The 23,888-nt window shown below is 61.8% G+C and carries 26 protein-coding genes and 4 pseudogenes; 13 read left to right on the top strand and 17 right to left on the bottom strand.

Features of this window, described 5'->3' with window-relative positions:
• Positions 1 to 257: 257 nt before the first annotated feature.
• Positions 258 to 1,046, bottom strand: coding sequence for a DUF1190 domain-containing protein (locus tag ACS5Q1_RS25685; RefSeq protein WP_473100835.1), 789 nt, complete (start codon positions 1,044 to 1,046; stop codon positions 258 to 260).
• Positions 1,047 to 1,627: 581 nt separating this feature from the next.
• The gene (locus tag ACS5Q1_RS25680; RefSeq protein WP_473100834.1) at positions 1,628 to 3,007 is read right to left on the bottom strand and encodes a calcium-binding protein; all 1,380 of its coding nucleotides are present in this window, start codon (positions 3,005 to 3,007) and stop codon (positions 1,628 to 1,630) included.
• 225 nt (positions 3,008 to 3,232) lie between these two features.
• On the opposite strand from ACS5Q1_RS25680, the pseudogene ACS5Q1_RS25675 reads away from it, so the two are divergent.
• Together ACS5Q1_RS25675 and ACS5Q1_RS25670 are read left to right on the top strand one after the other, a co-directional pair.
• Positions 3,233 to 3,322 (top strand): annotated as a pseudogene (locus tag ACS5Q1_RS25675) (IS6 family transposase); the annotation flags it as partial.
• A gap of 68 nt (positions 3,323 to 3,390) precedes the next feature.
• Positions 3,391 to 3,753, top strand: a pseudogene (locus ACS5Q1_RS25670) (DUF1236 domain-containing protein); the annotation flags it as partial.
• A 150-nt stretch (positions 3,754 to 3,903) separates the two neighbouring features.
• Here ACS5Q1_RS25670 and ACS5Q1_RS25665 read toward each other — a convergent pair.
• Entirely contained in the window at positions 3,904 to 4,113 is a 210-nt protein-coding gene (locus ACS5Q1_RS25665; RefSeq protein WP_203439724.1) for a hypothetical protein, read from the bottom strand.
• 149 nt (positions 4,114 to 4,262) lie between these two features.
• On the opposite strand from ACS5Q1_RS25665, the gene ACS5Q1_RS25660 reads away from it, so the two are divergent.
• The 3 genes from ACS5Q1_RS25660 to ACS5Q1_RS25650 all read left to right on the top strand — a co-directional run bounded on the left by ACS5Q1_RS25660 (position 4,263) and on the right by ACS5Q1_RS25650 (position 6,321).
• A complete protein-coding gene (locus ACS5Q1_RS25660) occupies positions 4,263 to 4,451 on the top strand; it encodes a CsbD family protein (protein ID WP_473100833.1) in 189 nt (62 codons plus the stop codon).
• On the top strand, positions 4,448 to 4,795 hold the full coding sequence (locus ACS5Q1_RS25655; protein WP_473100832.1) for a DUF1236 domain-containing protein: 348 nt from the start codon (positions 4,448 to 4,450) through the stop codon (positions 4,793 to 4,795). Before ACS5Q1_RS25660 ends, ACS5Q1_RS25655 begins: the two co-directional genes overlap by 4 nt.
• 1,097 nt (positions 4,796 to 5,892) lie before the next feature.
• Positions 5,893 to 6,321 (top strand): hypothetical protein, encoded by a 429-nt coding sequence (locus ACS5Q1_RS25650; protein ID WP_473100831.1) that lies wholly within the window; start codon positions 5,893 to 5,895, stop codon positions 6,319 to 6,321.
• A 384-nt stretch (positions 6,322 to 6,705) separates the two neighbouring features.
• Here the strand turns inward: ACS5Q1_RS25650 and ACS5Q1_RS25645 are convergent.
• Both ACS5Q1_RS25645 and ACS5Q1_RS25640 read right to left on the bottom strand, forming a co-directional pair.
• Positions 6,706 to 7,051, bottom strand: a pseudogene (locus ACS5Q1_RS25645) (GntT/GntP/DsdX family permease); the annotation flags it as partial.
• Between the two features lie 3 nt (positions 7,052 to 7,054).
• A complete protein-coding gene (locus tag ACS5Q1_RS25640; RefSeq protein ID WP_473100830.1) occupies positions 7,055 to 7,234 on the bottom strand; it encodes a hypothetical protein in 180 nt (59 codons plus the stop codon).
• A gap of 270 nt (positions 7,235 to 7,504) precedes the next feature.
• Here ACS5Q1_RS25640 and ACS5Q1_RS25635 point away from each other — a divergent pair, with 270 nt between their 5' ends.
• Positions 7,505 to 8,359, top strand: coding sequence for a universal stress protein (locus tag ACS5Q1_RS25635; RefSeq protein ID WP_473100829.1), 855 nt, complete (start codon positions 7,505 to 7,507; stop codon positions 8,357 to 8,359).
• Between the two features lie 195 nt (positions 8,360 to 8,554).
• On the opposite strand, the gene ACS5Q1_RS25630 is transcribed toward ACS5Q1_RS25635, so the two are convergent.
• Positions 8,555 to 8,845 (bottom strand): hypothetical protein, encoded by a 291-nt coding sequence (locus ACS5Q1_RS25630; RefSeq protein WP_203439718.1) that lies wholly within the window; start codon positions 8,843 to 8,845, stop codon positions 8,555 to 8,557.
• A 441-nt stretch (positions 8,846 to 9,286) separates the two neighbouring features.
• Here ACS5Q1_RS25630 and ACS5Q1_RS25625 point away from each other — a divergent pair, with 441 nt between their 5' ends.
• Positions 9,287 to 9,931: a glutathione S-transferase family protein gene (locus tag ACS5Q1_RS25625; RefSeq protein WP_473100828.1), complete on the top strand. Its 645-nt coding sequence runs from the start codon at positions 9,287 to 9,289 to the stop codon at positions 9,929 to 9,931.
• 423 nt (positions 9,932 to 10,354) lie between these two features.
• Here the strand turns inward: ACS5Q1_RS25625 and ACS5Q1_RS25620 are convergent, their stop codons facing one another.
• The 6 genes from ACS5Q1_RS25620 to ACS5Q1_RS25595 all read right to left on the bottom strand — a co-directional run bounded on the left by ACS5Q1_RS25620 (position 10,355) and on the right by ACS5Q1_RS25595 (position 15,563).
• Entirely contained in the window at positions 10,355 to 11,725 is a 1,371-nt protein-coding gene (locus ACS5Q1_RS25620) for a transposase (RefSeq protein ID WP_473100827.1), read from the bottom strand.
• Between the two features lie 241 nt (positions 11,726 to 11,966).
• Entirely contained in the window at positions 11,967 to 12,779 is an 813-nt protein-coding gene (locus tag ACS5Q1_RS25615) for an alpha/beta fold hydrolase (protein WP_473100826.1), read from the bottom strand.
• A gap of 170 nt (positions 12,780 to 12,949) precedes the next feature.
• Positions 12,950 to 13,756 carry a hypothetical protein gene (locus ACS5Q1_RS25610; RefSeq protein WP_473100825.1) on the bottom strand — a complete coding sequence of 269 codons (807 nt, stop codon included), beginning with the start codon at positions 13,754 to 13,756 and terminating at the stop codon, positions 12,950 to 12,952.
• A gap of 598 nt (positions 13,757 to 14,354) precedes the next feature.
• Positions 14,355 to 14,546 (bottom strand): hypothetical protein, encoded by a 192-nt coding sequence (locus tag ACS5Q1_RS25605; RefSeq protein WP_473100824.1) that lies wholly within the window; start codon positions 14,544 to 14,546, stop codon positions 14,355 to 14,357.
• A 24-nt stretch (positions 14,547 to 14,570) separates the two neighbouring features.
• Positions 14,571 to 14,975: an Hsp20/alpha crystallin family protein gene (locus ACS5Q1_RS25600; RefSeq protein ID WP_473100823.1), complete on the bottom strand. Its 405-nt coding sequence runs from the start codon at positions 14,973 to 14,975 to the stop codon at positions 14,571 to 14,573.
• Between the two features lie 174 nt (positions 14,976 to 15,149).
• A complete protein-coding gene (locus tag ACS5Q1_RS25595) occupies positions 15,150 to 15,563 on the bottom strand; it encodes a DUF1236 domain-containing protein (RefSeq protein WP_473100822.1) in 414 nt (137 codons plus the stop codon).
• A gap of 561 nt (positions 15,564 to 16,124) precedes the next feature.
• Between ACS5Q1_RS25595 and ACS5Q1_RS25590 the strand changes: the two genes are divergently transcribed.
• Entirely contained in the window at positions 16,125 to 17,165 is a 1,041-nt protein-coding gene (locus ACS5Q1_RS25590) for a hypothetical protein (RefSeq protein ID WP_473100821.1), read from the top strand.
• A gap of 113 nt (positions 17,166 to 17,278) precedes the next feature.
• Here ACS5Q1_RS25590 and ACS5Q1_RS25585 read toward each other — a convergent pair whose 3' ends face one another.
• A complete protein-coding gene (locus ACS5Q1_RS25585; RefSeq protein WP_473100820.1) occupies positions 17,279 to 17,578 on the bottom strand; it encodes a hypothetical protein in 300 nt (99 codons plus the stop codon).
• The gene (locus ACS5Q1_RS25580; RefSeq protein ID WP_473100819.1) at positions 17,572 to 18,285 is read right to left on the bottom strand and encodes an amidohydrolase family protein; all 714 of its coding nucleotides are present in this window, start codon (positions 18,283 to 18,285) and stop codon (positions 17,572 to 17,574) included. The genes ACS5Q1_RS25585 and ACS5Q1_RS25580 overlap by 7 nt, the downstream gene beginning before the upstream one ends.
• 145 nt (positions 18,286 to 18,430) lie before the next feature.
• Here ACS5Q1_RS25580 and ACS5Q1_RS25575 point away from each other — a divergent pair, with 145 nt between their 5' ends.
• The 3 genes and pseudogenes from ACS5Q1_RS25575 to ACS5Q1_RS25565 all read left to right on the top strand — a co-directional run.
• A complete protein-coding gene (locus tag ACS5Q1_RS25575) occupies positions 18,431 to 18,703 on the top strand; it encodes a hypothetical protein (RefSeq protein WP_473100818.1) in 273 nt (90 codons plus the stop codon).
• 191 nt (positions 18,704 to 18,894) lie between these two features.
• On the top strand, positions 18,895 to 19,893 hold the full coding sequence (locus ACS5Q1_RS25570) for an alpha/beta hydrolase (protein WP_473100817.1): 999 nt from the start codon (positions 18,895 to 18,897) through the stop codon (positions 19,891 to 19,893).
• A gap of 202 nt (positions 19,894 to 20,095) precedes the next feature.
• Positions 20,096 to 20,419 (top strand): annotated as a pseudogene (locus ACS5Q1_RS25565) (amino acid ABC transporter ATP-binding protein); the annotation flags it as partial.
• A gap of 93 nt (positions 20,420 to 20,512) precedes the next feature.
• Here ACS5Q1_RS25565 and ACS5Q1_RS25560 read toward each other — a convergent pair.
• Together ACS5Q1_RS25560 and ACS5Q1_RS25555 are read right to left on the bottom strand one after the other, a co-directional pair.
• Positions 20,513 to 20,707 carry a hypothetical protein gene (locus tag ACS5Q1_RS25560; protein WP_473100816.1) on the bottom strand — a complete coding sequence of 65 codons (195 nt, stop codon included), beginning with the start codon at positions 20,705 to 20,707 and terminating at the stop codon, positions 20,513 to 20,515.
• Positions 20,708 to 20,710: 3 nt separating this feature from the next.
• Complete coding sequence (locus ACS5Q1_RS25555; protein WP_473100815.1) at positions 20,711 to 21,094, bottom strand: transposase; 384 nt, start codon at positions 21,092 to 21,094, stop codon at positions 20,711 to 20,713.
• A 221-nt stretch (positions 21,095 to 21,315) separates the two neighbouring features.
• Here ACS5Q1_RS25555 and ACS5Q1_RS25550 point away from each other — a divergent pair, with 221 nt between their 5' ends.
• Positions 21,316 to 22,500: an AAA family ATPase gene (locus tag ACS5Q1_RS25550; protein ID WP_473100814.1), complete on the top strand. Its 1,185-nt coding sequence runs from the start codon at positions 21,316 to 21,318 to the stop codon at positions 22,498 to 22,500.
• A 208-nt stretch (positions 22,501 to 22,708) separates the two neighbouring features.
• Here the strand turns inward: ACS5Q1_RS25550 and ACS5Q1_RS25545 are convergent, their stop codons facing one another.
• Positions 22,709 to 22,897, bottom strand: a complete 189-nt coding sequence (locus tag ACS5Q1_RS25545; RefSeq protein WP_473100813.1) for a hypothetical protein — start codon at positions 22,895 to 22,897, stop codon at positions 22,709 to 22,711.
• Positions 22,898 to 22,941: 44 nt separating this feature from the next.
• Between ACS5Q1_RS25545 and ACS5Q1_RS25540 the strand changes: the two genes are divergently transcribed.
• Positions 22,942 to 23,790: a DUF6635 family protein gene (locus ACS5Q1_RS25540; RefSeq protein WP_473100812.1), complete on the top strand. Its 849-nt coding sequence runs from the start codon at positions 22,942 to 22,944 to the stop codon at positions 23,788 to 23,790.
• Positions 23,791 to 23,888: the final 98 nt, after the last annotated feature.

The raw sequence follows: 23,888 nt of genomic DNA, 5'->3' as shown, positions 1-23,888 counted from the left end.
ACAACCGCAGCTCGCCTCGTCATGAATCCTCGGATCAGAGAGTTGCTGAAACGCATAGTGGAACTATTCGACTCAGGGCGCTCCCGAGTTGCCCGGCTTGCCAGCGGTTCGCCTCCCACTGCACGCTATGCGTTGGTTCTGAAGTGATCTTGCTTGTCAGCCTGCGAATGAAATCCGCCCCGCAGGCGTCAAGCGGAAGGACACGATCAGGGAGCGTTGGTTCGATGTGAGACCAACCTTGCTCGCCGGCGACGCGTTCATCCTTCTGACGCGTGAACGAAGCGGGGTGGGACGATCCGGCGTGTTCCTGCCAGCGGACGAAAGTGACGAGTTGCCAGGGGGGCGCCGAATTGCGCAACGGTGTCGAGATGAGGAGCGAAAAGTCCGGGATGCGCCGGAGACGATTCGTGGCTTCGATCAGCTCGCATCGTAATCGCTTCACAGAACTGCTGGCACCACTCAAGAAGTTTTGTTGCCAGAGGCGGGGACGACGGTTGCGCCGGGGCATCGTCTCGGCCAATATCGACCCTGCCTCTGAGGGCCCACGTCGACGGATCGCTCGTCGGCTGCTCCTGAGGCCTCTGTGCGACCGCCCACCGGGTTTGTGCTTCCTGGTATCGGGTCGGCGAGCGGGTGTCCTGGCGTTCCAGGACCGTGCGAGCACTGAATTGGATTGCCGGATGGCTGCCGCCGAGAACCGGAACCACTGTCCGATCCTTTGAATTCACGGTCACCTGTATCCCCTTCATCGCTGGGCTAAAGCGAAGAGCGGTGGGATCGGAAGGTGTGGCAAAACTTATGGTGCAGCGGGGAAAATGGCGCTCGCATGCGGACTGCTCATCAAAGACCGGGACACTGTCCTCGAATTCGGCCTCCGCATTGGCAAAAGCATTACGGCACTCGGTGGGAGAGAGGAGGCCAGCGGCAAGGCACGCGCGCCTTGTGATATAGAAATCAGTTTGTGGTTGGGCCCGAACGGGTGCACCGAGGATAAGCCCTATGAGAGCGAGCACGATACGAGGTGAAAATATCGGGCAGAGGCGCATATGATCGATCTCGCGCGGTGGATTGCGGGCGGCTGAGCACTCACATCGAAGGTGGAAGAGGTCGAAACACCTCGTCGCAGGTTCCTACGTGATTCCTCCCCGCTTGTCCGACAATAGCCCACCGATCCTGCGCGAAGCTGTCGTCAAATGAGGTCGTGGTCCTTCGTTTGCCAGCGTGGGTAATGACACAAGCCGTTTGCGGCGCATCTGATCAGGCGAACACATCCCAGCTTTCAGGGCGCCAAACGGTTGGGACGGCGGCTATGATCCACCAAGCGCTTTTCCATCGGCCTCAAAGCGGCGCTATCACTTGCGCAACCATGGCTCGTGTGATCCTGGGCAACATCGAGATGATCCACACGATGTGGAAACGATAGGAGAAGTATACCTGTAAGCGGCCGCTATCCCTCGCCGAGCACTTTGCTCTGCTGGTCGCACGAGTTCTCTGCAAACACGTTATCCCTTCTCGTCCCCATTCCCGATTTGCGACGGAGCTTAACCGGCGTTTGTTCCATGTCCTGAGAGACCACACGTCTCTCAGGACTTTGGACAAGCACACCTGCAACAGGTCGCTTCCCACTTTACAGGATTACCAGGAAGTCTCTTGCGGCGACATTGTTGGGGCTTCCGGCAATCGTTGCAAACTGGGTCTGGCCTGCCCCTCCAACACCATCGGGGTCAAAATACAAGGCACCCGAGACCGTGTCGTAGATAATCCGGTCGCTGCTGTCGGCAGCGGCCGTGCCTACACGGAACGCGCTGCCCCGCAGCACCCCGGCGGCCAAGCCCGTGAACACATCGTTGTCCAGTACAATCGTATCAGAGCCCCGGAGGTCGTTGATCGTGTCGACATTCTCTGGGCTCAGGGCCGTGCTGAAGGTAAACTGGTCGAATCCTGACCCACCCGTCAGAAAGTCCGCACCCAGTCTGCCATCGAGGCGATCATTTCCGCTGTCTCCTCGCAGCCGGTCATCGCCCTCACCACCATTCAGGCGATCATGGCCTGAGCCCCCAAAGAGCCGATCATCGCCTGCGTCACCATCGGCTCGGTCATTGCCTGTCCCGCACCGGATCTCGTCATCGTCTCCCCCGCCGTTGATCCGGTCGTTACCATCGCCGCCGAACAGGCGGTCGTTGGCAAAGCCGCCTGACAGTCGATCATGACCCTCCTGCCCAAAGAGAATATCGGCGAACCTGCCGCCTGTGAGACTGTCGTTGCCGCCCTCACCAAAGAAAATTGCCGGCGCGTCCGCGGCTGTGAAGTTGTTTCGGGCGTCAGTGCCAAAGCGGATGTCATGCAAGGGCAGGGCGTCCCGAAGTAAGTCAACCTGGGCGCTACCCAGGTTGAATTGCATCCGATCCAGCGAGAAACTGGACACGCCCACCGGAAGAGCGGCTGTGAGGGTAAGCGTGAACCCGCTGAACGTAGCTTCCTGGTTCCCGTCGACAAGGTCGGGCAGCATCACGTACTCAAAGGCGTTCGGGTCTGATGAAACAATATTAGGTGCGGCAAAATCAGTGATGGGGTTTGCCGTCATAGTCGGGGGAGGAAGGGCTGCACCCAGCACCCCTGTGAGTGTCATACCTACAGTAAGCTCCGCACCGGCAGGAAGGTTCGGGCCGCCGAAGCTCAATCCGGGCGCGAACTTATGATTGTTTGGGAATACGGCCGGGGGCGGCTCCCCGAGTGTGGTGCCCACAAATGATGAGGGATTGTAGGGCGAACCGACACCCAGGTCCTTCAGCCGCAGGGATTGCTTGACGCCGCTTTCCCGATCAACGAAGTCGACATTGATAGTTAGCTGAGTGTCCCCTGCCGCGAAGGTCGCATCCGACAACGCAATCAGGCTTCCGAGGAAATTGTCCTGCTCGGCCGCTCCCGATGCACCGGAGCTTTGACTCCCCCGCTGAACGAGTGTTCCTGAGTCAAGGTCGTACCTGATTGTGATTGGAGCCGGCATTTCAACCTCCCGAGAGACCGTGGGCCCACGGTTGCCCACATAACGCCCCTGATGGAGACATCAGCCACAAGGCCGCCGTTCTTGATCGGGGTGCGGCTCGACGCTGCTCACAGGCTGATACAAACGAGAGGATCACAGGTTCGTGTCTCGAGTGCGGCAGGTGAACGGTTCTGGGGGAGTACCATCAGGCTCATCGGAGGGTGCCGGGTAGGGGCAATGTAGAGGGTGACGTCGCCCCGTCTCCCTCGCAATACCCGCCAGCGCTTCCCGGCTGAAGTGATCTCTCATGCCGTGTGGTTTTACTTCCGCTTCCCCTCGGGGGCACATAAGGATCTACGGACGAGACTCGCCCTGCGCCACTGTCCGCGGAAGTCTTCCGCATCATGCCGCAGTACCGGAACTGCCAGTATGTAATGGTGCGCGATGAGATCGTGATCGTCGAGCCGAGGATGAAGAAGATCGTAGAGGTGATCCACAAGTCGGGTGAATCGCGCAAGTCGGCATCGATCAGCCTAAGCAGCGAGCAGCGCGAGAGGTTCAAGACCTCGATGGAGACCACTGGATCTAAGCGCCACGCCTCATCCACCAAGATCGAGATCCGCGAAGGTGTGACGCCGCCAGAGGACGTCGAGATCATGGACGTTCCGCAGACCATCATCACAGAGGTGCCGGAGCTTCGCAGTTATCGGTATGTGGTGATCGGAGATGAAGTTGTGCTGGTTGAACCTGAAACCCGCCGTGTGATTGAAGTCATCGAACAAGCAACGAACGGCGAAGGGAGGCGATCTCCCTCCGCCACGTCTGTTCAAGATGTCTCGTCGGCTTGCCGGACGAAATCTGTCGCCCGTTTTTATGCCCGCCGCAGGCAGGACAGGGGCCGGTCATGGAAATCCTGTCTAGGATGCCGAATGAAACAGGTAGAAGCCGTTGGCTTCCGCAGAAACATGGGCGGCCTCGGCGTCGAACCCGGACAGGGTGCCGATGTCGAGCGAGCGGGCATATTCCCATAGCTCCTCCGTCACGAAGACCGGGACGGGGACGTTCTCGGGGACAGCACAGTACAGATCCGCTTCATCCTTGCGCCGGAACAGGTTGTAGGTGCGCATCGGTCAACCTCCTTGCGCTCTTCTGATGGGCCGGAGGTCCTAGAGGCTCCATGCGGCAGGAGTGTGGAGCTGTTAAGAACACGACGCCGCACGGCGGAACGGCACCGCCCGCCATACGTTTCCAGATCGAGTTTTGCAGGAGAGACATCATGGACCAAGATCGTATCGAAGGAAGCGTCAAGACCTTGGGTGGACGTGTGAAGGAGTTCTTCGGACGGATGTTTGGCGACAGCAAGCTGCGCGCCGAGGGCAAGATGGATCAGGCCGAGGGCCGAATCCAGAATGCGGTCGGCGGGCTGAAGGACAGCCTGCGTGACGAGGACAGGCGCGGGCCGTGATCGCGCGTTCCGGCGTGATCCTTGTCGCCGCCATGCTCATGGCGCAGGTGGCACTGGCGCAGACAGGCGGCACGCCCGTTGAAACCGCACCAGTGCTGCTGCCGCCGGACAAGCAGGCGACTATCAGGCAGCACTTGCAGCGGGAGAAGATGCCGGAGGCACAGATCGGCGCGCCCATCGCGGTCGGATCCGTCGTTCCGGACGAAGTGGAATTGTGGAGCTTGCCCCAGGACACGGTGACGGAAGTGCCGAGCGTGACGCGGTACAAGTTCTTTCGGGCAGGCAATACGATCGCGGTCGTCGATCCCGATAACCGCAAGATTATCCAGGTCATCACGGATTAGGTTTAGAGGCCGTCGGCCTCTATTGGGGGCATAGCGACCGCTGCATAGTCGCGCAAAATAGGAGCAAGCGGCGCGCATAAGGAAGAGCGGTGGCGCTCCTGCGGTCGCCGTGCGAGCTATCGGTACTAACCAACCTTCGCAGTTCGCCGACGGCTTCTTCCGGTTTATCAATCAACGTTGTGCAAGGGGATCAGTCGCGCGTTGATGAGGAAGAACCAAGATGAGACCCGCGTCAGTGGATCGGTGGAGTACTGCCATAGTGGCCGTTCTCGGAGGCGTGCTGGGCATGATGATGGCCACGGCGTACCATCTTCTGCATGATCACACGGGGCTTCCCTCCCGAGACTTGCTCGCGCACTTCATCCCGCAATTGATCGCAGGTTGTGTGGGTGGTGCACTGGTGCTCGGATCGGCCGCCGTAGTCCATAATCGCAAGAGGCAGGCAAGACGGTCGGATCCGCGGCCCTGGAAGCCCGTTTGAGCGGTAAGAGTGAGCTGGAGGGTCTCAGCACAGGACCTGCATATCGCATAGCTCACGCCGGACAGCGTGAGCGCGAGGACCAGGATAGCGGCAGCGTGATTCTCGAAGCGGTCGATCTCAGCGTTGCTGTCATCGATCCGGGCACGACGTCCCGGGCAGGAGCGCTTTCTGGTCGCCAACGCGTGAAATCCATAGGTGATACAAACGCCGCAGTAGTCCGTAAGATCCGGCGCGCCATGGTGAGAACGAACCTGGAGAGGGCTGGTCCCTGATGAGCGCTGCGCCGCGTGACGATACGCCCGTCATCCTCTGGTTGATCGAGGACGAGACACCACCCGAGCGCCCAGAGCCTGTGGGGTTTTGGACCGCCAACTTTAAGGCAGGTGTTGGCCATTGGCGCTTCTTCGGAGATCCGCCACGCTTTTGCTCTGACGCACAGATCCGCGGGTGGCGACCGCTTCTCTGCCCACCCTGCATCGACGCTGAGCTCGATCGAACGGCTCCGCACCCAAAAGTATAGTTGGGCGAGAATGCCTAAGCTTGGCCTTTATTCTGCCTTCGGGGAGACACGATCGGAACTTGCGATACAGGCTCTCTTGAGCTGGGAACAGAACACATGTCGCTGGATGAACCTTTTCCCCTGAGCCAGTTTTCGCCAAGGCTGCAATGTGCAATCCGCAACGAGTTCGAAGGGCGCTGTCCCAACCTGCAAGAGGTGGCTAAGATCACTGATGCTCAATGGCTCTCAACGCCGTCCATCGGCCCAGCCATCCTGAAAAAAATCCGGGCTCTAGGGCAATGTGACGAGTGCTCAATCGGGCAAATGACGGATGCCGAATTGCTTCAGCGCCTCATCGATTTGCAGGAGGAGATCAGGCTGATCCAGCGCACAGTCAGGATGACGATTCCTCAATCCTCTCGAGAAGGTCGACCGCGTTATCGGTCGCTAGCGGCTTCATCGGATCGCATTGCAAGATCGGAGCAATATGTCCGGACCGGGAGGTCTGTTGTAGGTCAGGGCATTTTCACGAGTGGCCCCTTGTAGGGCACGACAGATAGCTGTTTCGGAGCGGGCGCGATCGCGGGAGACGCCGCTGGTTGCTCACATAGGCCTGCCATCTGGATGAGGCCAAAGCCAACGTGGGATCCCGTCTGGGCAGGTTGACCGGATTGCTCGGCGCTGCGGTGTCTATCCCGCTCTGCACGGTCGTATCGACCGACGCGGACGCCCAGCCCCGCCCCGAACGTCGTCCGCCCCACCCGTCCGGGAGGGCCTCCCCCGCCGCGGCCGCTGGGTCTGGGTGTCCGGCCATTGGGTCCGCCGCAGAGGCCGGTGGGTAGGCCGTCGGACGCAGCCGACACCGTCCCATGATTGCGAGAGGGAGTTGAGGCATGGAACCGCTGAACCCGTTCCTGGATCCCAACACGTCCGCGGGATGTCCGCGGTCCGGAACAGCGCCTGCGCCATCGGGACGAGGATAAAGAAGGCGACGAACAGGGAGACACCGCCGTAGGTCACTAGGGCACCGGCCGGCACGACCGCGAGAATAGCCCGATCCCTGCCGAGCCGGGCCGTCATGACGTCAGCAATCGCCGTGACCGAGCCGCTGTCGTTCATGAACTTGCCGAAGGAAGCGCGCAGCGCTGCCCATGAAGATCTGCGTCCAGCTTGCGAGCAAGGGCTCACCGGCGAGCGCGGCCGCGACCAGGGCCGCTGCCAGCGCGAGCAACAGCACGCTCCAGCCGCGGAACGCGAGCCAGATGAGGAGGCCCACGGGTCACACGCTCCCGGGCAGCCAGTCGATGGCGAGGGGGAAGTGCGTCCAGATGGTCCGTGCGTCCGTAGCCAGGAAATCCTTTGCGGCCTGGCGTGCCTTGTCCCGCAGCATGGTGAGGAACTCCCATTCGGTATTGAGCTTCGAGGAATAACCGAATCCGATCCTCTGGTCGCTGCTCACGCGGTGGATGCACATGCCCGCCCACAGGACGCTCTTGCCGCCTAGAAGTTGACGCCCGTTGGTGATCGGAACGTGAGAATTTGCCCCCTGGCTGACATTATGGTGCCTGTATTCGCTCCCTAGTCAGATAAAAGGTCGTCGTGAAGGTGGCACTGAGCTATTGTTCTTCAGGCCCCGAGATTGATGCGCCACACCCATAACCGGCGGTGATATGATGACACCGTCCCAAGTGGAGTGACCAGTGATGGCTATCTCACGGGAGATGAACCCATGCACATCCTTGCGGCAACGGACTTCTCGACCCGATCGCAACGGGCCTTGCGGCGCGCCGGCCTGCTGGCGCGGGACAGCGGAGCCGAGCTCACCCTCGTGCACGTCGTGGACGATGACCAGCCGCCGGATCTGGTCGCGCTCGAACGCCGCGAGGCCGAGCGGATTCTCGGCGAGCAGATCGGTGCAATCGCTGAGCTGCGCGGACTCCCGTCGCGCGCCCTCGTCGTGGAGGGTGACCCGTTCGATGGCATCCTGCGCGCCGCCGCATCGGCGCGGGTGGACCTCGTCGTCATGGGAACCCACCGCAAGCAGCTCCTGCGCGATATCTTTGTCGGAACGACCATCGAACGCGTGATCCGCACAGGTCCGGTCCCGGTCCTGATGGTGAACCGGGAGGTGGATCAGCCCTACCGGACGGCGCTGGCCGCGGTCGACATGTCCGACCCGTCCGCGAATGCCATCAGGGTTGGCATGTCACTGGGATTGCCCGGCGCGACCCGGCTTGCGCTCGTTCATGCCTTCGAGCCGCTGGCGAAAGGAAAGCTGGTCTATGCCGGGCTCAGCCAGGACAGCATTGACGGGTATGTGGCCGACGAGCGTGACCGGGCCAGCAAGGGGCTGATCGCGTTCCTGGACGCGAACGGGCTCGATGCACGCGGGCGGTCGATGCGCATCGAGGAGGGGGCGCCGTTCGCGGTGATCGCCACGGCCGTGGCGCAATTGAAGCCCGATGTCCTGATCATGGGGACGCACGGCCGCTCGGGCATCGCCAAGGCGCTCCTGGGGAGCGTGGCCGAGGAGGTCCTGCGCTCCCTCGACATCGATATCCTCGCCGTCCCGCCCCTCCAGTAACGTTCAAGGATGCCGACGCGGTGAGCGGGCGTCTTGGCCGCCGCCCAAGGCAGTTGCGACGATGGCCAAGCCCGTCAGCGTTTCCGAATGCCCGCAATCATCGGCCGATTGGAAACCCACTTGCCAACCTCCACGTCCAGCCCCCGGATGTGGTGACGCGACGAGTGGGCATCGCGTAGCGCGTAGCCGCTTCAACTATTTCAGTTGGAGAATGACCGGACCTTCCGACACTTTCGGTGCACTCACGCCAATGTCCGACGCATTCTTGCCGATCCATTCCTTGGCTCTTTGCATACTCTCATCCGTGCCCGCCTTGTCCTGACAGACCGTGACGGAGACGCCGCCCTCGCCAGTGCGGATCAGTGAGTACCCGACAAATCCCTTGACCGTCCGTATCAGGCTCTCGACATCGGACTTACGCGTCTCCAGCAGATCGAAGAGTTCCTTGGCCCCTTCACCCGAATAGGTTCTGATCACGGCGTGCATGGCTCTGTCCTCCGTTCGGCGTCTCCTGTTGAATGATGCAGACGATTGCCCCGGATCGCGCAGCCAAATGTGCGCTTCCGAACAGCCCACGTCCACAACTATCACTCATGAAAGGGGAGGGCGATGATGGCAGCGCGGCATCTGGGGCTGGTCCTAGAATGGCGCTTATGGGCATGGGGCGGAAGTCGACCGAATGTCCGTATAATGTGGGCACACCGGACATTTATGAGAGGTCAGCAATTTCCTTGCACGACCCGTTCCGGAAATCGAGCCTGATAGACTCCTGATTGGAGTAGTTATAAAACTTCACGGTGCTGCGTTCTTTAAGAGCGATACCTCACGACCGACTAGGACTGCCTTGCATGCCACGAGCCGGTGCGCACCATGACCTCACACACCTCCGGGGTTATCCGATCCTGAAGAATTAGCCAGGAGGCGCTCATGCTCAAGATATTCGGCGCGGCCGGATCGGGCTCAGTTCCGATCGAGGCCACACTGACACTGCTCGGAATTCCCCACGAGGTGATCGAGGCGGTCACTTGGGAGGACGAAGCGGCGCGCAAGCTTGTCGAGACGGTCAATCCGCTGCGCCAAGTCCCGGCGCTGGCGCTGCCGTCCGGGGAGGTCATCACCGAAAGTGCTGCGATCCTGATCTATCTCGCCGATCTCTATCCACAGGGACGGCTGGCGCCAGGACTCAACGACCCCAAGCGCGCACAATATCTACGCTGGATGGCCTACGTTTCGGCGGCTATCTACGCGTTTGCCTGGATCAAGGACGACGCCATGCGCATCGCTGCCGGCAAAGAAGATGCGCCGCGCGTGATCGATCGCGTCCACGATCGGATCGCCGATTGCTGGCGCATAATGGACGGGCAGATCGCGCCCGGCCGTTACATCCTCGGCGACGAACTCTCCGTACTGGATCTCTATGTGACGGTGATTTCGCGCTTCGGTCCCTGGCGCACGCGCTTTTACAAGAGCGCGCCGAAGATGGCCGAAATCGTCCGCCGGGTCGATGCCGACCCGCGTCTCGAGGAATTCTGGGCGAAGCGGTTTCCATTTGATGTGGGGTGGGAGCGGTAAGCGTCACTCCACTCTCAACACGAGCTACGCACGTCCCTCAGCGCAGCCAAAACCCACACGACGGGTGACTGGGACGGCGCGTCCCGTAACTCCGATAGTCGCCTGGATATCAAGGTTTCGGCTCCGAGCGCTCCAGGCAGCGGCACCAATCCCGAGCAACTGTTCGCCGCCAGTTGGTCTACCTGCTTCGAAAGGGCGATGGCGTTTGCAGCCCGTAAAATGAGGATCGCGTTGCCGGCCGACCTGGCCCGCTACATCGAGAGCCAAGCTTAAGAACCGACAGCGACGACGAATGCAAATCGCCGCCAATGGTCTGCTACTGGCAATTTCGTTGAAAAAGTCGGCGTCCAGACGGGCTGGGAGAGCGATGCAGCCTGCCTTGTTGAAGTTGGGTCTGCGGTGAGGTGTGCTCCTTGAACCCCTTTAGGCCTCTTGGGTCACCCGAGGCCCTGTAGGCAGAACCAGCTTGGCAAGCTTCCTCAGGTTCTGGGCGGTGGCGGCCAGCAGGAACTCGTCCTGAGCGCCACAGGGACCGCGCAGCCGCAGGCGTCCCATCTTCAGGATCCGCTTGAGATGGGCAAACACCATCTCGATGCGCTTGCGCCCCTGCCGCGGCCGCTCGAAGGCCGCCGTGCCCCTCAATGAGCGCGCGACCTCGCGGGCCTGCTCATAGATGCTGCGCGGGGTCCTGCGGGCTGGCGTGTTGGGGCAGCAGCGCTCCTTCAGCGGACACGGGCCACAGTCAAAGGTGCTGCCCAGATAAAGCCTGTTCGTGCCTTCATTCACGATCCGGCCGCTGGTCGTCAGGGACTTGCCTTCGGGACAGGTGTAGGTGTCCATCTCGCGATCATACGCGAAGTCTGATCGCGCGAAGGTGCCGTCCTGACGCTCGGATTTGTCGATCACGGGAACATGGGGTTCGATCTTCTGCTCCTCGACGAGCCAGTGCAGCATCTCGGCCGAGCCGTAGGCGCTGTCAGCCGCCAGCCGCTCCGGCTTGAGGTCAAAGCGCTCAGCCGTGCGCTCGAGTATGGTGCGGGCGGCGCCCACTTCGGCCTGGCGCACCGCCCGGGACGCTTCCACGTCGACGATCACGGCTGCCTTGAGGTCGATGAGGTCGTTGTCCGCATAAGCAAAGAAGGCTGGACCACGCAGTGCTCCGGTCCACTGAGCTGCCGGATCGGAGGGTGAGACGAACTTTGGCTCAACCTCGGTGGCCGCATCCCAGGCGGCTTCGTCCAGGGTGGCGAGATACTCGCGCACAGCCCGCGGAGCCTCCTGCGTGTGATCCACGGCTCTCCAGTCGGAGCCTGCCAGGGAGCGCTGCTTGTTGGCATCGGCCTGGATCAGGCTGGCGACCACGCCAAAACCCTCACCACCGACCAGCCCCTCGCCGAGGCAGCGCTGCACCACCGCCTCGAACAGGTGACGGAACAGATCGCTCTCACGGAAGCGCCCATGCCGGTTCTTGGAGAAGGTGGAGTGATCCGGCACCTTAGCCTCCAAGCCCAAGCGGCAAAACCAGCGATACGCGAGATTGAGGTGCACCTCCTCACACAGGCGCCGCTCGGAGCGGATGCCGAGGCAGTAGCCGATCAGCAGCATGCGGATCATCAACTCGGGATCAACCGAGGGTCGGCCTGTGGTGCTGTAGAAGCCAGCCAGATGCTGGCGCAACCCGGAGCAGTCGACGAAGCGATCAATGCGCCGTAGCAGGTGATCGGACGGGACATGGTCCTCGAGCCGGAATGCGTAGAACAGGCTCTCCTGCATCACGAGACGCTCGCCCATCATGACCGGATCCTCCGCTGAGAATGCACCATCAGGGAATCATGATCCACCGCCAATCACGACGACTTTTTCAACGAAATCGGCACGAGGCTGACGAAGGCCGAACTTCCGTAGTCATAGGGTAAGCTGACCTTCATAAGGCCATGCCAAACGGCTCAGTTTGACCCCATGCAGACCTTGCGTGTTCAAAGCAGAAGAGCAGCTAGGCCTGAGTGCTGATGCGCACCCGAAAGCTTCCACGCACCTACCGAGTGTTCGGGCTTTGGAGGAATGCGAGCAGATCGAGCGCGACATCGTCCGGCGCCTCCCATTGGGGATCATGGCCGATCTCGGCGCTGATCTTGAGTATCGCACCGGGGATGCGCGTGGCGAGGTGCTCCTGCTCGTCCCGCGAGAAGACGCCGTCGCGGTCGCCGCCCAGGATCAGAACCGGGCAGCGGATCCGGGCGAGATCCGGTTCGGGATCGGCCGCGATAAGGCCAGACAGCGCCGCTTTCCAGACCCGCGCCGGGAGCTTCAGGCTCTCGGCCACGATTCGCTCGAAGAACGCCGCCGGTACCGGGCGGTGGATGGTGCTGGCCTGGAAGGCACGGACGAAGTCCTCGCCGATAGGATCGTCGAGCGCCTCGACCTCCCGCAGCAGGTCCTGAGTGATCGGGTTGCACGCTGTCGCGGCCGAGCCAACGAGGACCAAGCGTTCAACGCGCTGGGGAGCTTGAGCCGCGACCACGCGGGCGATGAAGCTCCCCATCGAATGGCCGACGAGGGCGGCCTCTGCGATACCAAGCCGATCCATGAGCTGGATGGCGTCCCCGGCGAGATCGGCGGGCGCATAGCCATCCACGGGCCGGTCGGATTCTCCATGCCCGCGCTGGTCCGGGACGATCATATGCCAGTCCGCCGGGAGGAGCGGGAGAATGCGGCTGAAGGATACCCAGGAGTCGGAATAGCCGTGCAGCATCAGCACGGCCCGGCCGTCCTCCGGCCCCTGCTCGGCCACATGCAGGCCAAGGCCAGACGGCAGGTGATATTTCGCGAACCGCAGATCGGTTGACATGGCCGCCAGTGTACCGTGGGGGAGAGAAGATGAGCAATGGTGGCCTGCTTATTCAGCCTTCAACTGATCTGGATGGTTCCGCTCTACGTAAGATTAGGATTGTCGCTCTGGCACTTCACGGAAGTTGGGCGAATGTCGACTAACGACAGGAACACGGGACGTTCTGAAGCCTACAACCGCGCTGCATTTTCAGCCTCGTGCCCCAAGAAATTGAACAGGGCTTGGGGCATGCCTTCTACCTCTGAACGTGGTGGCTCGTCTGCACGGAGCGTAAGGTAAAGGTCGATGGCAGCAACCAGACTCGCCTTCACTGATCCGAAATCATGGCGTGCGACGGTCGCGGCCAGTTGCCTCGTGTCATCAAGCCCATACGCCTCGATGCGTCGCACACCACGTTGTGGGCGCCCCGCACGGCGGTGGAGCATGGGGCCGAGAACCTGATCACGGAAGAAAGCGAGCATGCTGATGGCCTCGAAGAGCTCGCCTCGCAGCGCTCTGGCTGCTCCGTAGTGGAGCCAGATCCAGGCCCGGGCCTCAAACCAATCCGGATCCAGGTTTGGCCAAGATATGCCCGCCCGGTCCAATCTGTCCTCGACGGCCACCGTGTCCCTTGACCAGAGAACGACCGGACGCTCGATGAGCCGATCCAGGTCCGCCATCGTGACGAACTTCAAGTCGATATGAAGAAGCTCGGGCCCATAGAGGCAGATCAGAAGACGGGGCTCCCCCACATGCTCGCCCGTGAAGGCACTCAGCAATGGCCCGAGGCGGCGAGCAATACCCATTCTGGACGCTAGCACCTCAGGGTAGGCGTCCTCCTCGACGACGACAACGAAGTCGAGATCGGAGAACTCATCCGTGCCACCGTGGATCAGGGAGCCGCCGGCAAGCAAAGTGTGGATGCGAGGGTTGGTCGAGAGGATGCTGCGGGCCTTGTCGAGGAAGGCGGCATGAGATGCGGGGAGCGTGCCAGTCATATATCCCTCCGGGCCAGCATCGCAGGATACCTGAAAAGGTATGAGTTCCAGAAACGGTCTTCCGCGAAATCTCCCATGAGAAAACTGGAGCTCAGCCTGAGGAAAGTGTGAGCCTGGAAGGTCTTCTAATGGCACATCTCGGAAGAAGCGCTTTGGTCGGCTCATGAGGCGGTAAGCGGACCATCATTTCATTTGCTGTTCGTTACTCTTGACCCAGGCCGGCAATGATCTGCTCCAGTTGCGAGCGGTCCGGGGCTTGATGGCTCGAACCATTGTCCGCTTTGGCATGGACCCGATCAGCGGCACTGGCGGCAGCCATGGGCCTCGGACGCCGGCCATTGGTACGACCCATGTCTGTACCAGTCCTTGTCATGGGACGGCTCACTCTGCGTTTGCATGCCTCCGGGTTCAACGGGGAGCGACATTGCGGGTTTCACTCCGCCCGTCCATTCCCGTCCTGCTTGGCTCAAGCCCCTCCTTACTTCAGTGACGGCATGCAAGGTCACGCTGGGCCGCCGGGGATCCTCGGCTCTCTGGCGTCCAACACCACCGACGTGGCAAACGGCCTTAGGCAAGGGCATAAGCAGTCACCGTCCGATCATGCGGACCGCTTGCGCCTTTCGCCCCGAGTGGTGTTGCCCTCCGTGCCGCCCTGTCCACCTTTGCCTCCGGTGCTGCCCGCGCCGCCCTGATCGCTTTGGGTACTCTGACCGCTTGCACCGTGGCCCTGCACTTGGATGCGGCGCGAGCGCTCCGGCCGCCCCATCTTCGGCAGCGTCACAGTGAGCACGCCATTCTCGAAATTCGCCTGTACCTATTCCGGATTAACGGAGAAGGGCAGGTGCAGCGAGCGCTGGAAGGTACCGTAGGAGCGCTCGATAAAGTAGTAGGTTTCCTTCTCGTCCGTACGCTCGAACCTCTTCTCGCCCCGAATGGTGAGCACGTCGTCATCGAGGCTGACGTCGATGTCCTGCTCGGTCACGCCGGGGAGTTCCGCTGTGATGCGGATCTCCTTCGCGGTCTCCGATACGTTCATCTGAGCGTTGACGACGCTGCCGCCTTCACCCTGGCCTTGGCGGCCTGCCATGGCGGGCAGGCCGGCGCCACGCAGAACGTCATCGAACAAGCGGTTCATCTCGCGATGGAGCGACAGGAAGGGATCGCTCACGCCTATGAGACCGGAGCCGGAGCGAAAGGGGATGAGAGGATTGTGGGCCATGGTCATGTCCTCTATGGGATCAGGCCGTGGCGGTGATCGGGAGGTTCAGACTCATGCACCTGATCCATTTCGTTTCTTGGCAGCCTCGGTGCGGCCTGCATCAGCATCCCGGAACCGGATGTTGGGGATGAGCGGCAAGGCCGGGATGCCCTGACGCTCATCCGAGTGCCATGGTCACTCGATCACTTGGACAATCCTGCGAGTCTTGGGATCAACCAGCACGGTCTGGTCGTTCACCACTGTGTAGCGGTATTCGGTGCGCACGCCGGCATCGGCGGGAACAGAGTACATCTCGACGCTCGAGGGCAGCTCCTCGCCAACCGCGACCGTCTCGGATACCCGGACTGAGGGCCGCTTCTCCCGCACCACGTACTGCTTCACCTTGGTCGATTCGTCCGCCGAGAGGGCACCTCCGACAATGGCTCCCGTCACGCCACCGACGGCGGCTCCCGCGGGACCGCCCACGGCAGCACCGGCAGCCGCACCCCCAACGGCACCAGGCACCGCGCCACTACCTTGGGCATAAGCAGATAGAGGTAAGGCGGAGATGATCAGGACGGCGGCTGCGAGAACGATGCGTTTGCTCATTGAGCCCTCCTTTCCATATTTATACAAGTTAACTCGCAGAGGCCGAACTGGGTTCGAGGGGGCGGTTGGTCATGCTTGCGTCGGTTCGGGCCGACACATGATCCACGGCCGTCAGGCCACGGGTCGGTTGGTCTCGGCCGTTTTCTCATAATAAAAGGTCGGCTCCTGGCACATTTGCGAAGTAGACCAAATGTCTGCCGACGAAGGGGACAGCAGACATTCCTGAGGCGTTGGCAATTTCCTCGGTTGACCCAGCCTGTGTCAAAACGCGAACGGGTCCGATCTCGACGAATTATTTGTACAACAGCAACCCCATATGCCGTGGAATCCCCGGTCGAATTGGCCTCGCAAGTCATAGAAATTCTCCAGCGGGCGACACGTAAGAGTTCTTACACAGCCAAGACCCAAACCGGACGTCGTGCGGGTTCGATAAGTAGGCGCTCCTTTCGCGAAGCCAGATTGATGTGCGAGCCGCCGAAAGCATCGGCGTTTTGTGAAATGGGCTGCGGGTGGCCGCGCCCTACCTTCCTCACGGGCAAGTCACCACAGGGGAACTCGGCGATGACGGCTTCCGCTCACACTTACCTGACCCTGGTACGCAAGGCGCTGGACCTCGCTGGGGAGGAGCTTCGAGGTTACCGGGTGATTGGCGAGATCATGATCCATGGGCGAAGCGCAATCCTGGTCCGCTACAGCTGGTCCGACGATGGCACCCGCATCAAGGCTGACATCGCCCTCGAGGGCAGGCACGGAATCGTCCGGCAAGCGGTCGTGGGAGCGGGACGAAGCGTCGGGCTCCCCAACGATTGGGTCGAGGATGTCCTGCCGGCCGCGTTCGGTCACGGTCCATCCGCGTCGGCCGGGTTTCCGACGGGAATGTACCCGTCCTGGGAGCGCCCGGGACTTCGTGTTCTCTCCGCGCCGGCCAGCCTGCTGGTCCCGATGACGTTCCTCGCCTCGCTCCGCCTGAGAGACGACATCGGCTACGACGACCTCGAACCTGCTATCCGGATCGCGGCTCAGGCCGGCATAAAGAGTGCCAGGCGCCTGAAGCGCCTCGTCGCTCCTTACCTCGAGAGGAAAGCCAAGGACGAGGGCGACCTGGCTCGCACCATTGAGAAGAGGCTTTCCCAGTTTGAGCATGCGCTTGATCGCTTCGGCTGCGGGTTGGTGTTGAACTCGACGCCGAAGTCCCTGGCCGACGTCGCTGCGATGGCCAGGGACGATCGCGACTTCTTCGGGCCTGCCTCTGCTGAGTTCGAGGAGACCTTCTACCTGGAGGAGGACAAGGCAGTTCAACAGGCCATGGTCGATCCGGTGCCCATCCCGACCGGAGATCCGAGGGACGATGCGTGGCTCGGGGCGATCGGCGAGCACTTGGCCCAGCGCTGGGGACTCGAGATACCGCCGTGGACCCAAGAGGCTGCTTTCATGGGCGGGCAGAGGCCGTACTTCTGGCCAGATGAGACGCTGGCGCGCGACATTCAGATCGTCGAGACGCCCCCTGCTTTTCGGAGACGGCTGCTGTTTACCTATGCGGAGCCGCTGATGAACGCGAAGTTCCCCAATGACCGGAAAATCAGGATGCCATTCTGGCAATGAGAGAACCGCACCTCGGTGTTGCCCAGAAACGCATGAAAACGGCCCGAGGGTTCCATCGGGCCGCCATAGGGCTGTTTTCGGGCAGTTACAGGTGACAGGCAATAGAGGACTGATCACTCCACGGGCTGGCTCACGTCTACCGCAGGCTGCACCCTGTCATCGCTGTAATCAGCAGACGCGAATTTCGGAAACAGGCTGAGCGCATGGGCTCGGTCGACGCTCCTTTTGGTGGCCTCTCTGAACACGCTCAGGCCCTCGAAGGTGGTGATTTCCAGCGAGACGAGGGATGGCGGCGCAAAGGGGTAGTCACTGCCAAAGACGATCTGACCGGGATCGACGAGTTCACGCAGGGCCGCCATGGCATAGGGCGAGAGCGCGGTCTCGTAGTAGAAGCGGCGGACGTAGGTCAGCACATCCTGCGGCAGTCCGAGCCCGTACTCCGGCAACACATCGGCAAGCGACAAACCCAGGCCACGTAGGGCAAGAAGCCGCCCGCATGCGCCAGGATCCAGCGGATGCGGGCATACCGCTCCATGGTGCCGGACAGAATCAGGTTTGTGGCGGCACGCGTTGTGTCGCACAGGAACTCGATGAGAGCACCCGGGACCGCAAGGCCCAGTTCGGTGCTGGTCTTGTGCAGATTGGGATGCACGAAGACGACGGTCGCCCGCCGGTCCAACTCGGCCATCAGCTCGTCAAAGAGCGGGTCACCCAGGAACTTGCCCTCGCTGCTGCCGAGCAGGATGACGCCATCGGCGTGCAGGACATCGAGCGCATGAACGGCCTCCCGACAGGCATCCTCCGTGAAGGGCATCGGCAGCACGGCGAGCCAGCCGAACCGACCCGGGTGGCGGACGACCATCTCCGCGGCAAACTCATTGCAGGCTCGGGCGAGATCGCGAGCTTCGCTGCGGTCGCCGAAATAGACCGGGGCAGGGACCGAGACGATGGCTGTCGCGATACCGTTCGCGTCCATGGTCTTGATGGAAGCCTCCGGCGTCCAGGAGGCGGGCAGGGGAGCGCCGGCGACCTCGGTCAGCCCGCGTGCGGCCATCGCCGCGACAAAGGCTGGCGGAATCAGGTGGTGATGGACATCAATGCGGGCTGAGAAGGTCGACATGACGGTCTCCTTCGCGCTGGCGGGTCGAGGCCCATGCAGAAACACGGTGCGTGCGTTGGCAACGGTCCAAAGGGTGCCCAAGGCAATCCTTGGCCCATGCCCTCAGGGACCAGAGCCGAGATTTCAGAGTGACGGGAGGAGATCAATGAGCTTCCAGATTGATCCGCTGATCGCCCTCGGTGTCGTGCTGGCCACCGCCATGACCGATGCGGCCTATGTGTTCTTCAATGCGGCCGTGGTCGCCCGGCACCGGATCCGGGCGGCGAACTGGAGCGCCATCTGGTACCTGCTCTCGGCCTTCGCAGTGATCAGCTACACAGAACACGCCATTTATGTGGCCTTTGCTGCCCTTGGGTCCTGGATCGGTGCCTTCGTGTCGATTACTTGGCTGGTGCGGGTCCCGCGGCCGAAGGCGTAATAGGGCGGGATGAGGATCGTTCATGGTGTCTTGGGACAACAGCATGACAGTCCGCAAATAATGGACCTCTTGGACCGCTTTGAGCGTGCGGATTGGAGCGACGGTGAGCATTGGACAGGACACAGGACGACGGCGGACAGTGCCAAATGTCCTGAAGCGGCACTACCAAGAGCAAAGCTCAGGAGCGTCACATGACAGAGGCAATGGAGCGTTTCGCACCGGCCTGGAGCCGCCTTGACCCGCAACTCGCCGCCGTGATCCGGGCGATCTTTACCCAGTGGGGCGATAAGCCTCCGGTCTTTGAGCTCACCCCAGGCGAGGCCCGAAAGGCGGTCGCGACGCTCCAGATCTTCTGGAGCGCTGGAGCCCCGGCAATCCCGCATATCGAGGAGAAGACAATCGCCGGCGCCAGTGGCCCGATCCGGCTGCGGCTCTACGATCCCGGTGTCCTAGCACCTGCCCCAACGGTCATCTTCCTGCATGGCGGCGGCTGGGTGCTGTGTGACATCGATCTGTACGACGGTGTGGCCCGTCAGATCGCAACCCGCGCCGGCGCCCGGTGCCTGAGCGTGGACTATGGCCTCGCCCCTGAACACCCCTTTCCGGTCCCGGTCCATGATTGTGTTGCCGCCGTTCGCTGGGCTGCGACTGAAGGAAAGGGCTTCGGTATCGATCCGGACCGCCTGACACTTCTTGGAGATTCGGCGGGAGCCAATCTCGCCTTGGCAACCTGCTTGGTGCTGCGTGACGTTGGGGAGCCCCTGTTGCGCGGCGCGGGATTGATTTACGGCGTTTTCTCGGACGATTTCGCGACCCCTTCGCAGCAGGCGAATGGGGATGGCTCGTATCTGCTCTCCACAGCGGAGATGAAGTGGTACTGGAACTACTATGCCCCGGAGCCGACTGCGAGGCAGGATCCGTTGGCCGCTCCGATCCGGGCTGATCTCACAGGTTTGCCGCCGCTCTATGTCGCCGCGGCGGAATACGATCCCTTGCGCAGCGACTCGGAGGAACTTGTCGCCAGGTTGACGGCGCTCGGGGCGCCGGTCGAGTTCCGCCTTTGGCCCCGCATGACCCACGCGTGCCTGAACCTGATGGGATGGATCGATGCCGTCAGGCCCGAGGTGGATCGCATCGGCGACTTCTTGCAGCAGATCACCGACAGCTCAGGCGTACGGCGCCCCGGATAATCCTAACCGACATCATCACAACAACTCGGCCAGCATTCCGCGACCTTGTGCCGGATATGGCTGAGCCCGTCTCGTGAGCTGATTAAGGCCACTTGCTGCTTGCGGTGCTGGCGCGAATATCCGTTCCTGGCACTCCTGAGACATCAGCGCTTGCCCGTTTTGGCGCTCAAGAGCCGACGTTCGTTGAGCGGCTGGAATGTGGGGCCGGCTCTCCGGCGGCCAGCAGCAGCGCGTGGCGATCGCCCGCTCGCTCTGCATGAGCCCGAAGATCATGCTGTTTGACGAGCCGACCTCGGCTCTGGACCCTGAGATGGTGAAGGAAGTGCTCGACACCATGGTCGGCCTCGCCGACGAGGGCATGACCATGCTCTGCGTCACCCACGAAATGGGTTTTGCCCGTCAGGTCGCCGACCGGGTGATCTTCATGGATTACGGGCAGATCGTGGAAATGAACACGCCCGACGAGTTCTTCAAGAACCCACAGCACGAGCGCACCAGGCTCTTCCTGTCGCAGATCCTCCACTGAGCCCCCGTGAAAAGCCCTCTCAAAGAGGGGCTTCGTTAGGCCTTGTTGCACTGATCGGATTGTGCCTGCATCGAATGCACCGCTAAACCGATTTCAGGCGATGCGGACGGACTTCGGGTGCCCAAGTTCAAGCATGCGGTTCAGGGCATGAACGGCGATGGCGACCTCCGTCGTGCGACGCCGGTCCGTCCGCGAGCGCAATGCATCTCCGATCACACGTTTAAGCCGGCCGATAGCTGACTCCACGAGGGCACGACGAGTGTACCCGGATGCCTTCTGCCAACCCATGCGTCAATGCTCGGCGATGCTTTGGAGATGCCGGTCGCGCTGGGTTGGAGCGGTCTCCCCATCCTCGCTCAGCACTGCCGTTGATCGGAGTGGAACGATGACTTCAGCATCAGGATGGTGCTTGCCGACGGTGCCGTAGACACCCGCTTGATCGTAGGCTCCATTACCGGTGAAGGAGGCAAGTGGGCCTGTGATCTGGTCGAGCAATGGCTCGACCTGGGAGCCATCATCGACATCGCTGGTCGTCAGCTCTGAGGCGAGGATCTGTCCGGTCTCAGCATCGACGCCGATGTGCAGCTTTCGCCAGGCGCGCCGCCTTCGGGTGCCATGCTTCTCGACCAGCCATTCCCCGGGTCCGCATAGCCGCAGGCCCGTGCTGTCGACCAACAGACGCACCGAGCCGGTGCGTCTGTTGGTCTTGGCACCTCGAGGGTCTCGGCCCGATGGCTCAGGGTGGAATGATCCGGCTATGCGATCCGGTCTCGGCAGCCAAAGCGCCTATCCGTGCAACAGGGTGGGCGCTGCCTTGCATTTATTGGGATCTTGCATTTATTGGGATCTTATCTAAGTTTATTGAAATTTCATAAACTGGGTTAAACTTGCTATAAATGGACCCGAGACTGAACCCCTATGCGCCGGGAGCCGGCAATCCGCCGCCCGAGCTTGCTGGCCGCGACAGCATTCTCGAACGTGCCCAGATCGCGCTTGACCGCATTAAGGCGGGACGTGCCAGCCGCAGCTTCATCCTCTATGGCCTCCGTGGGGTCGGTAAGACCGTCCTGCTCAATCGCATCCGCCTCGACGCCGAAGCCAAGCAGTATGTGAGCGTGTGGATCGAAGCGCCCGAGGAGCGGTCGCTGCCTGCCCTCCTGGCCCCGGCCCTGAGGGCGACGTTGCTTAAGCTGAGCCGCGGTGAGGCACTGAGGGATAGCGCCAGGAGAGCGATGAGGGCCCTTGCGGGCTTCGCCAAGGCCCTGAAGGTGACGTACTCGGACATTGAGGTGGGGGTCGATCTCGACCCCGAGCCCGGCGTCGCTGACAGCGGTGATCTCGAGAACGACCTGTCCGACCTCCTGGGCGTGATTGGTGAGGCGGCAGCCGAGCGCGACACCATCGTCGTGATCTACATCGACGAACTCCAGTACGTGCCCGAGGCCCAGCTGGCCGCCCTCATCACGGCGCTGCATCGTGCATCGCAGAGGCAGCTTCCGGTCACCATGGTGGCCGCGGGGCTGCCGCAACTCCTCGGGCAGATGGGGCGCGCCAAGTCCTACGCAGAGCGGCTTTTCGAGTACATCCCGATCGACAAGCTGGACCCCGATGCGGCCCGCAAGGCCCTTTGCGTGCCCGCGGAGAAGGAAGGCGTGACTTTCGCCGATGGGGCCATTGCCGAGATCACCGAACAGACGCAAGGGTATCCCTACTTCCTCCAGGAATGGGGCAAGCACAGTTGGGATCTCGCCGAGGCGTCTCCCATTGATGTGGATGACGCCACCCGAGCGACCGTCTCGGCTTTGGCTGAACTCGACGCGAGCTTTTTCCGCGTCCGGTTCGATAGGCTGACCCCATCCGAGAAGCGCTATCTGCGGGCCATGGCGGAACTCGGCGAGGGACCGCATCGGTCCGGTGACATCGCCGACAAACTCGGCATGAAGGTCACCTCCGTCGCCCCCATCCGCAACTCGCTCATCTCGAAGGGTATGATCTACAGTCCCTCTCACGGCGACACGGCGTTCACGGTACCGCTGTTCGATGGGTTCGTGAAAAGGACGACGCAGGGTGCGGGAGTGTGAGCCCGTCCTGGAAACTCGACAACTGGCCATGGATATTCAGACCTGTTGAGCGCATCTGGTCGGAAATGATCGCGATGAGATCTCAGAGCGTCAGAATCCATCAGGCTGAGGCTTGCGGTGGCTCCTCCAGGGTGTCGTCCGCAACGTCGAACTGAAGCTCGTTGCCTCCGAGCGCCTTGGCAAAGTTCTTGCTCTTAAGTTCTTGCTCTCATTGCAACGCATTGAGGAAAACCTCATTCATGAGTGAGAGCTTCGGAGATCCGCCCTGCAACACGACAACAGTCTTCCTGCCATTGACGTGCTGACACGCGAGGAGGCCGAGCGCATCGTCGCCGAGGGTGCCCGCCGCTACTTCGAGAGCCGTCGGGCCAAGGTGGGCGAGTTCGTGGAACGGCACTTCTCCTTCTCAGGATCGCTTTCCATGCATTGCAAGGCAGTTGGATGGGACATGCTCAAGGCCCGGTCAACATTGCCCTTGCCGTTCCCCAACTCGCAACGAAACTGGCGGCCGCCGGGGCCAAGGCCGTCGGTGCGGACAAGGCCTCGGAGTACCTCGGATCGAAGAACCTGATGTTCGACACCGATCTCGGGCAGGAGATCGAGTGGCTGATTATCACCGAGCTCCTCGAGCTGCCCTTCCAGCAGGGGGAGCGCGTGTCCCACCGGGATGCCCTCGCGGAGACCATCCTGGCAGCGCCGGAACTCCGGGAGCGGCTTCAGCAGTCACTCGAAGTGATCGGGCGAAAGGGAGACGATGCCGATTTCAGGGAGCGCCTTGAGGTGTCCCTGGAGACCTATGCGGGGACGCGGGCGGCCGCCGCCGAGATCGCGATCTCACTGATGACCGTAGGTGCCGGAGCGGTCGCCTTGCAGAAGGTGACGCCCGGGGTCATGTCTCTGGGATCAGCCTTGGCAGCCGCCCTGGCACAGAATGCAGCCGTTGCCTCCTTTCCGCTGGGGGCTAGTGCCGGAGGCCTATGGTACGGTCTCTTTCCGGCGGCGGTATCCCCGGTCCTGGTCGGGGGAGTGACCGGGGGACTTCTGGCGATCACATCCGTCGCGGCCGCCTTCGCCGGGATCATCACCGACCCTGTCCAGAAGGGTCTCGGCCTTCATCACCGACGTCTCAACCGACTGATCGACGCCCTGGAGAAGCAGTGGAACCGGGAGTACGAGGACGCTGAGTTCAAGGCGCACGATCCCTATGTCGCCCGCCTCATGGACGTGTTCGACATCCTCGGTGCCGCTCACCGCATTGCCAGATCTTATACCAGGTCCCTGAAGGTCTGACTCGTTCGTGATTTCCAGGATTGCGGTGGGTGTGATTCAACTTGGTGAGCCAAGGAGGGTTGCCATGCCGATCCCACTCCGCTCTGACTTCGATGCTT

The sequence above is a fragment of the Microvirga sp. GN3 genome (assembly GCF_055792825.1).
Note: the sequence above shows the minus strand (reverse complement) of the source record. Positions and strands in the feature narration are given on the sequence as shown.

Excerpts from the sequence above, each read along its gene's own strand:
- ACS5Q1_RS25590 (WP_473100821.1), top strand. The coding sequence starts at position 16,125 with ATGACGGCTTCCGCTCACACTTACCTGACCCTGGTACGCAAGGCGCTG.
- ACS5Q1_RS25570 (WP_473100817.1), top strand. The coding sequence starts at position 18,895 with ATGACAGAGGCAATGGAGCGTTTCGCACCGGCCTGGAGCCGCCTTGAC.
- ACS5Q1_RS25580 (WP_473100819.1), bottom strand. The coding sequence starts at position 18,285 with ATGTCGACCTTCTCAGCCCGCATTGATGTCCATCACCACCTGATTCCG.
- ACS5Q1_RS25615 (WP_473100826.1), bottom strand. The coding sequence starts at position 12,779 with ATGTCAACCGATCTGCGGTTCGCGAAATATCACCTGCCGTCTGGCCTT.
- ACS5Q1_RS25680 (WP_473100834.1), bottom strand. The coding sequence starts at position 3,007 with ATGCCGGCTCCAATCACAATCAGGTACGACCTTGACTCAGGAACACTC.
- ACS5Q1_RS25595 (WP_473100822.1), bottom strand. The coding sequence starts at position 15,563 with ATGAGCAAACGCATCGTTCTCGCAGCCGCCGTCCTGATCATCTCCGCC.
- ACS5Q1_RS25600 (WP_473100823.1), bottom strand. The coding sequence starts at position 14,975 with ATGGCCCACAATCCTCTCATCCCCTTTCGCTCCGGCTCCGGTCTCATA.
- ACS5Q1_RS25575 (WP_473100818.1), top strand. The coding sequence starts at position 18,431 with ATGAGCTTCCAGATTGATCCGCTGATCGCCCTCGGTGTCGTGCTGGCC.
- ACS5Q1_RS25540 (WP_473100812.1), top strand. The coding sequence starts at position 22,942 with ATGGGACATGCTCAAGGCCCGGTCAACATTGCCCTTGCCGTTCCCCAA.
- ACS5Q1_RS25610 (WP_473100825.1), bottom strand. The coding sequence starts at position 13,756 with ATGACTGGCACGCTCCCCGCATCTCATGCCGCCTTCCTCGACAAGGCC.
- ACS5Q1_RS25560 (WP_473100816.1), bottom strand. The coding sequence starts at position 20,707 with ATGGGTTGGCAGAAGGCATCCGGGTACACTCGTCGTGCCCTCGTGGAG.
- ACS5Q1_RS25650 (WP_473100831.1), top strand. The coding sequence starts at position 5,893 with ATGTCGCTGGATGAACCTTTTCCCCTGAGCCAGTTTTCGCCAAGGCTG.
- ACS5Q1_RS25685 (WP_473100835.1), bottom strand. The coding sequence starts at position 1,046 with ATGCGCCTCTGCCCGATATTTTCACCTCGTATCGTGCTCGCTCTCATA.
- ACS5Q1_RS25625 (WP_473100828.1), top strand. The coding sequence starts at position 9,287 with ATGCTCAAGATATTCGGCGCGGCCGGATCGGGCTCAGTTCCGATCGAG.
- ACS5Q1_RS25550 (WP_473100814.1), top strand. The coding sequence starts at position 21,316 with ATGGACCCGAGACTGAACCCCTATGCGCCGGGAGCCGGCAATCCGCCG.
- ACS5Q1_RS25620 (WP_473100827.1), bottom strand. The coding sequence starts at position 11,725 with ATGATGGGCGAGCGTCTCGTGATGCAGGAGAGCCTGTTCTACGCATTC.
- ACS5Q1_RS25660 (WP_473100833.1), top strand. The coding sequence starts at position 4,263 with ATGGACCAAGATCGTATCGAAGGAAGCGTCAAGACCTTGGGTGGACGT.
- ACS5Q1_RS25630 (WP_203439718.1), bottom strand. The coding sequence starts at position 8,845 with ATGCACGCCGTGATCAGAACCTATTCGGGTGAAGGGGCCAAGGAACTC.
- ACS5Q1_RS25635 (WP_473100829.1), top strand. The coding sequence starts at position 7,505 with ATGCACATCCTTGCGGCAACGGACTTCTCGACCCGATCGCAACGGGCC.
- ACS5Q1_RS25665 (WP_203439724.1), bottom strand. The coding sequence starts at position 4,113 with ATGCGCACCTACAACCTGTTCCGGCGCAAGGATGAAGCGGATCTGTAC.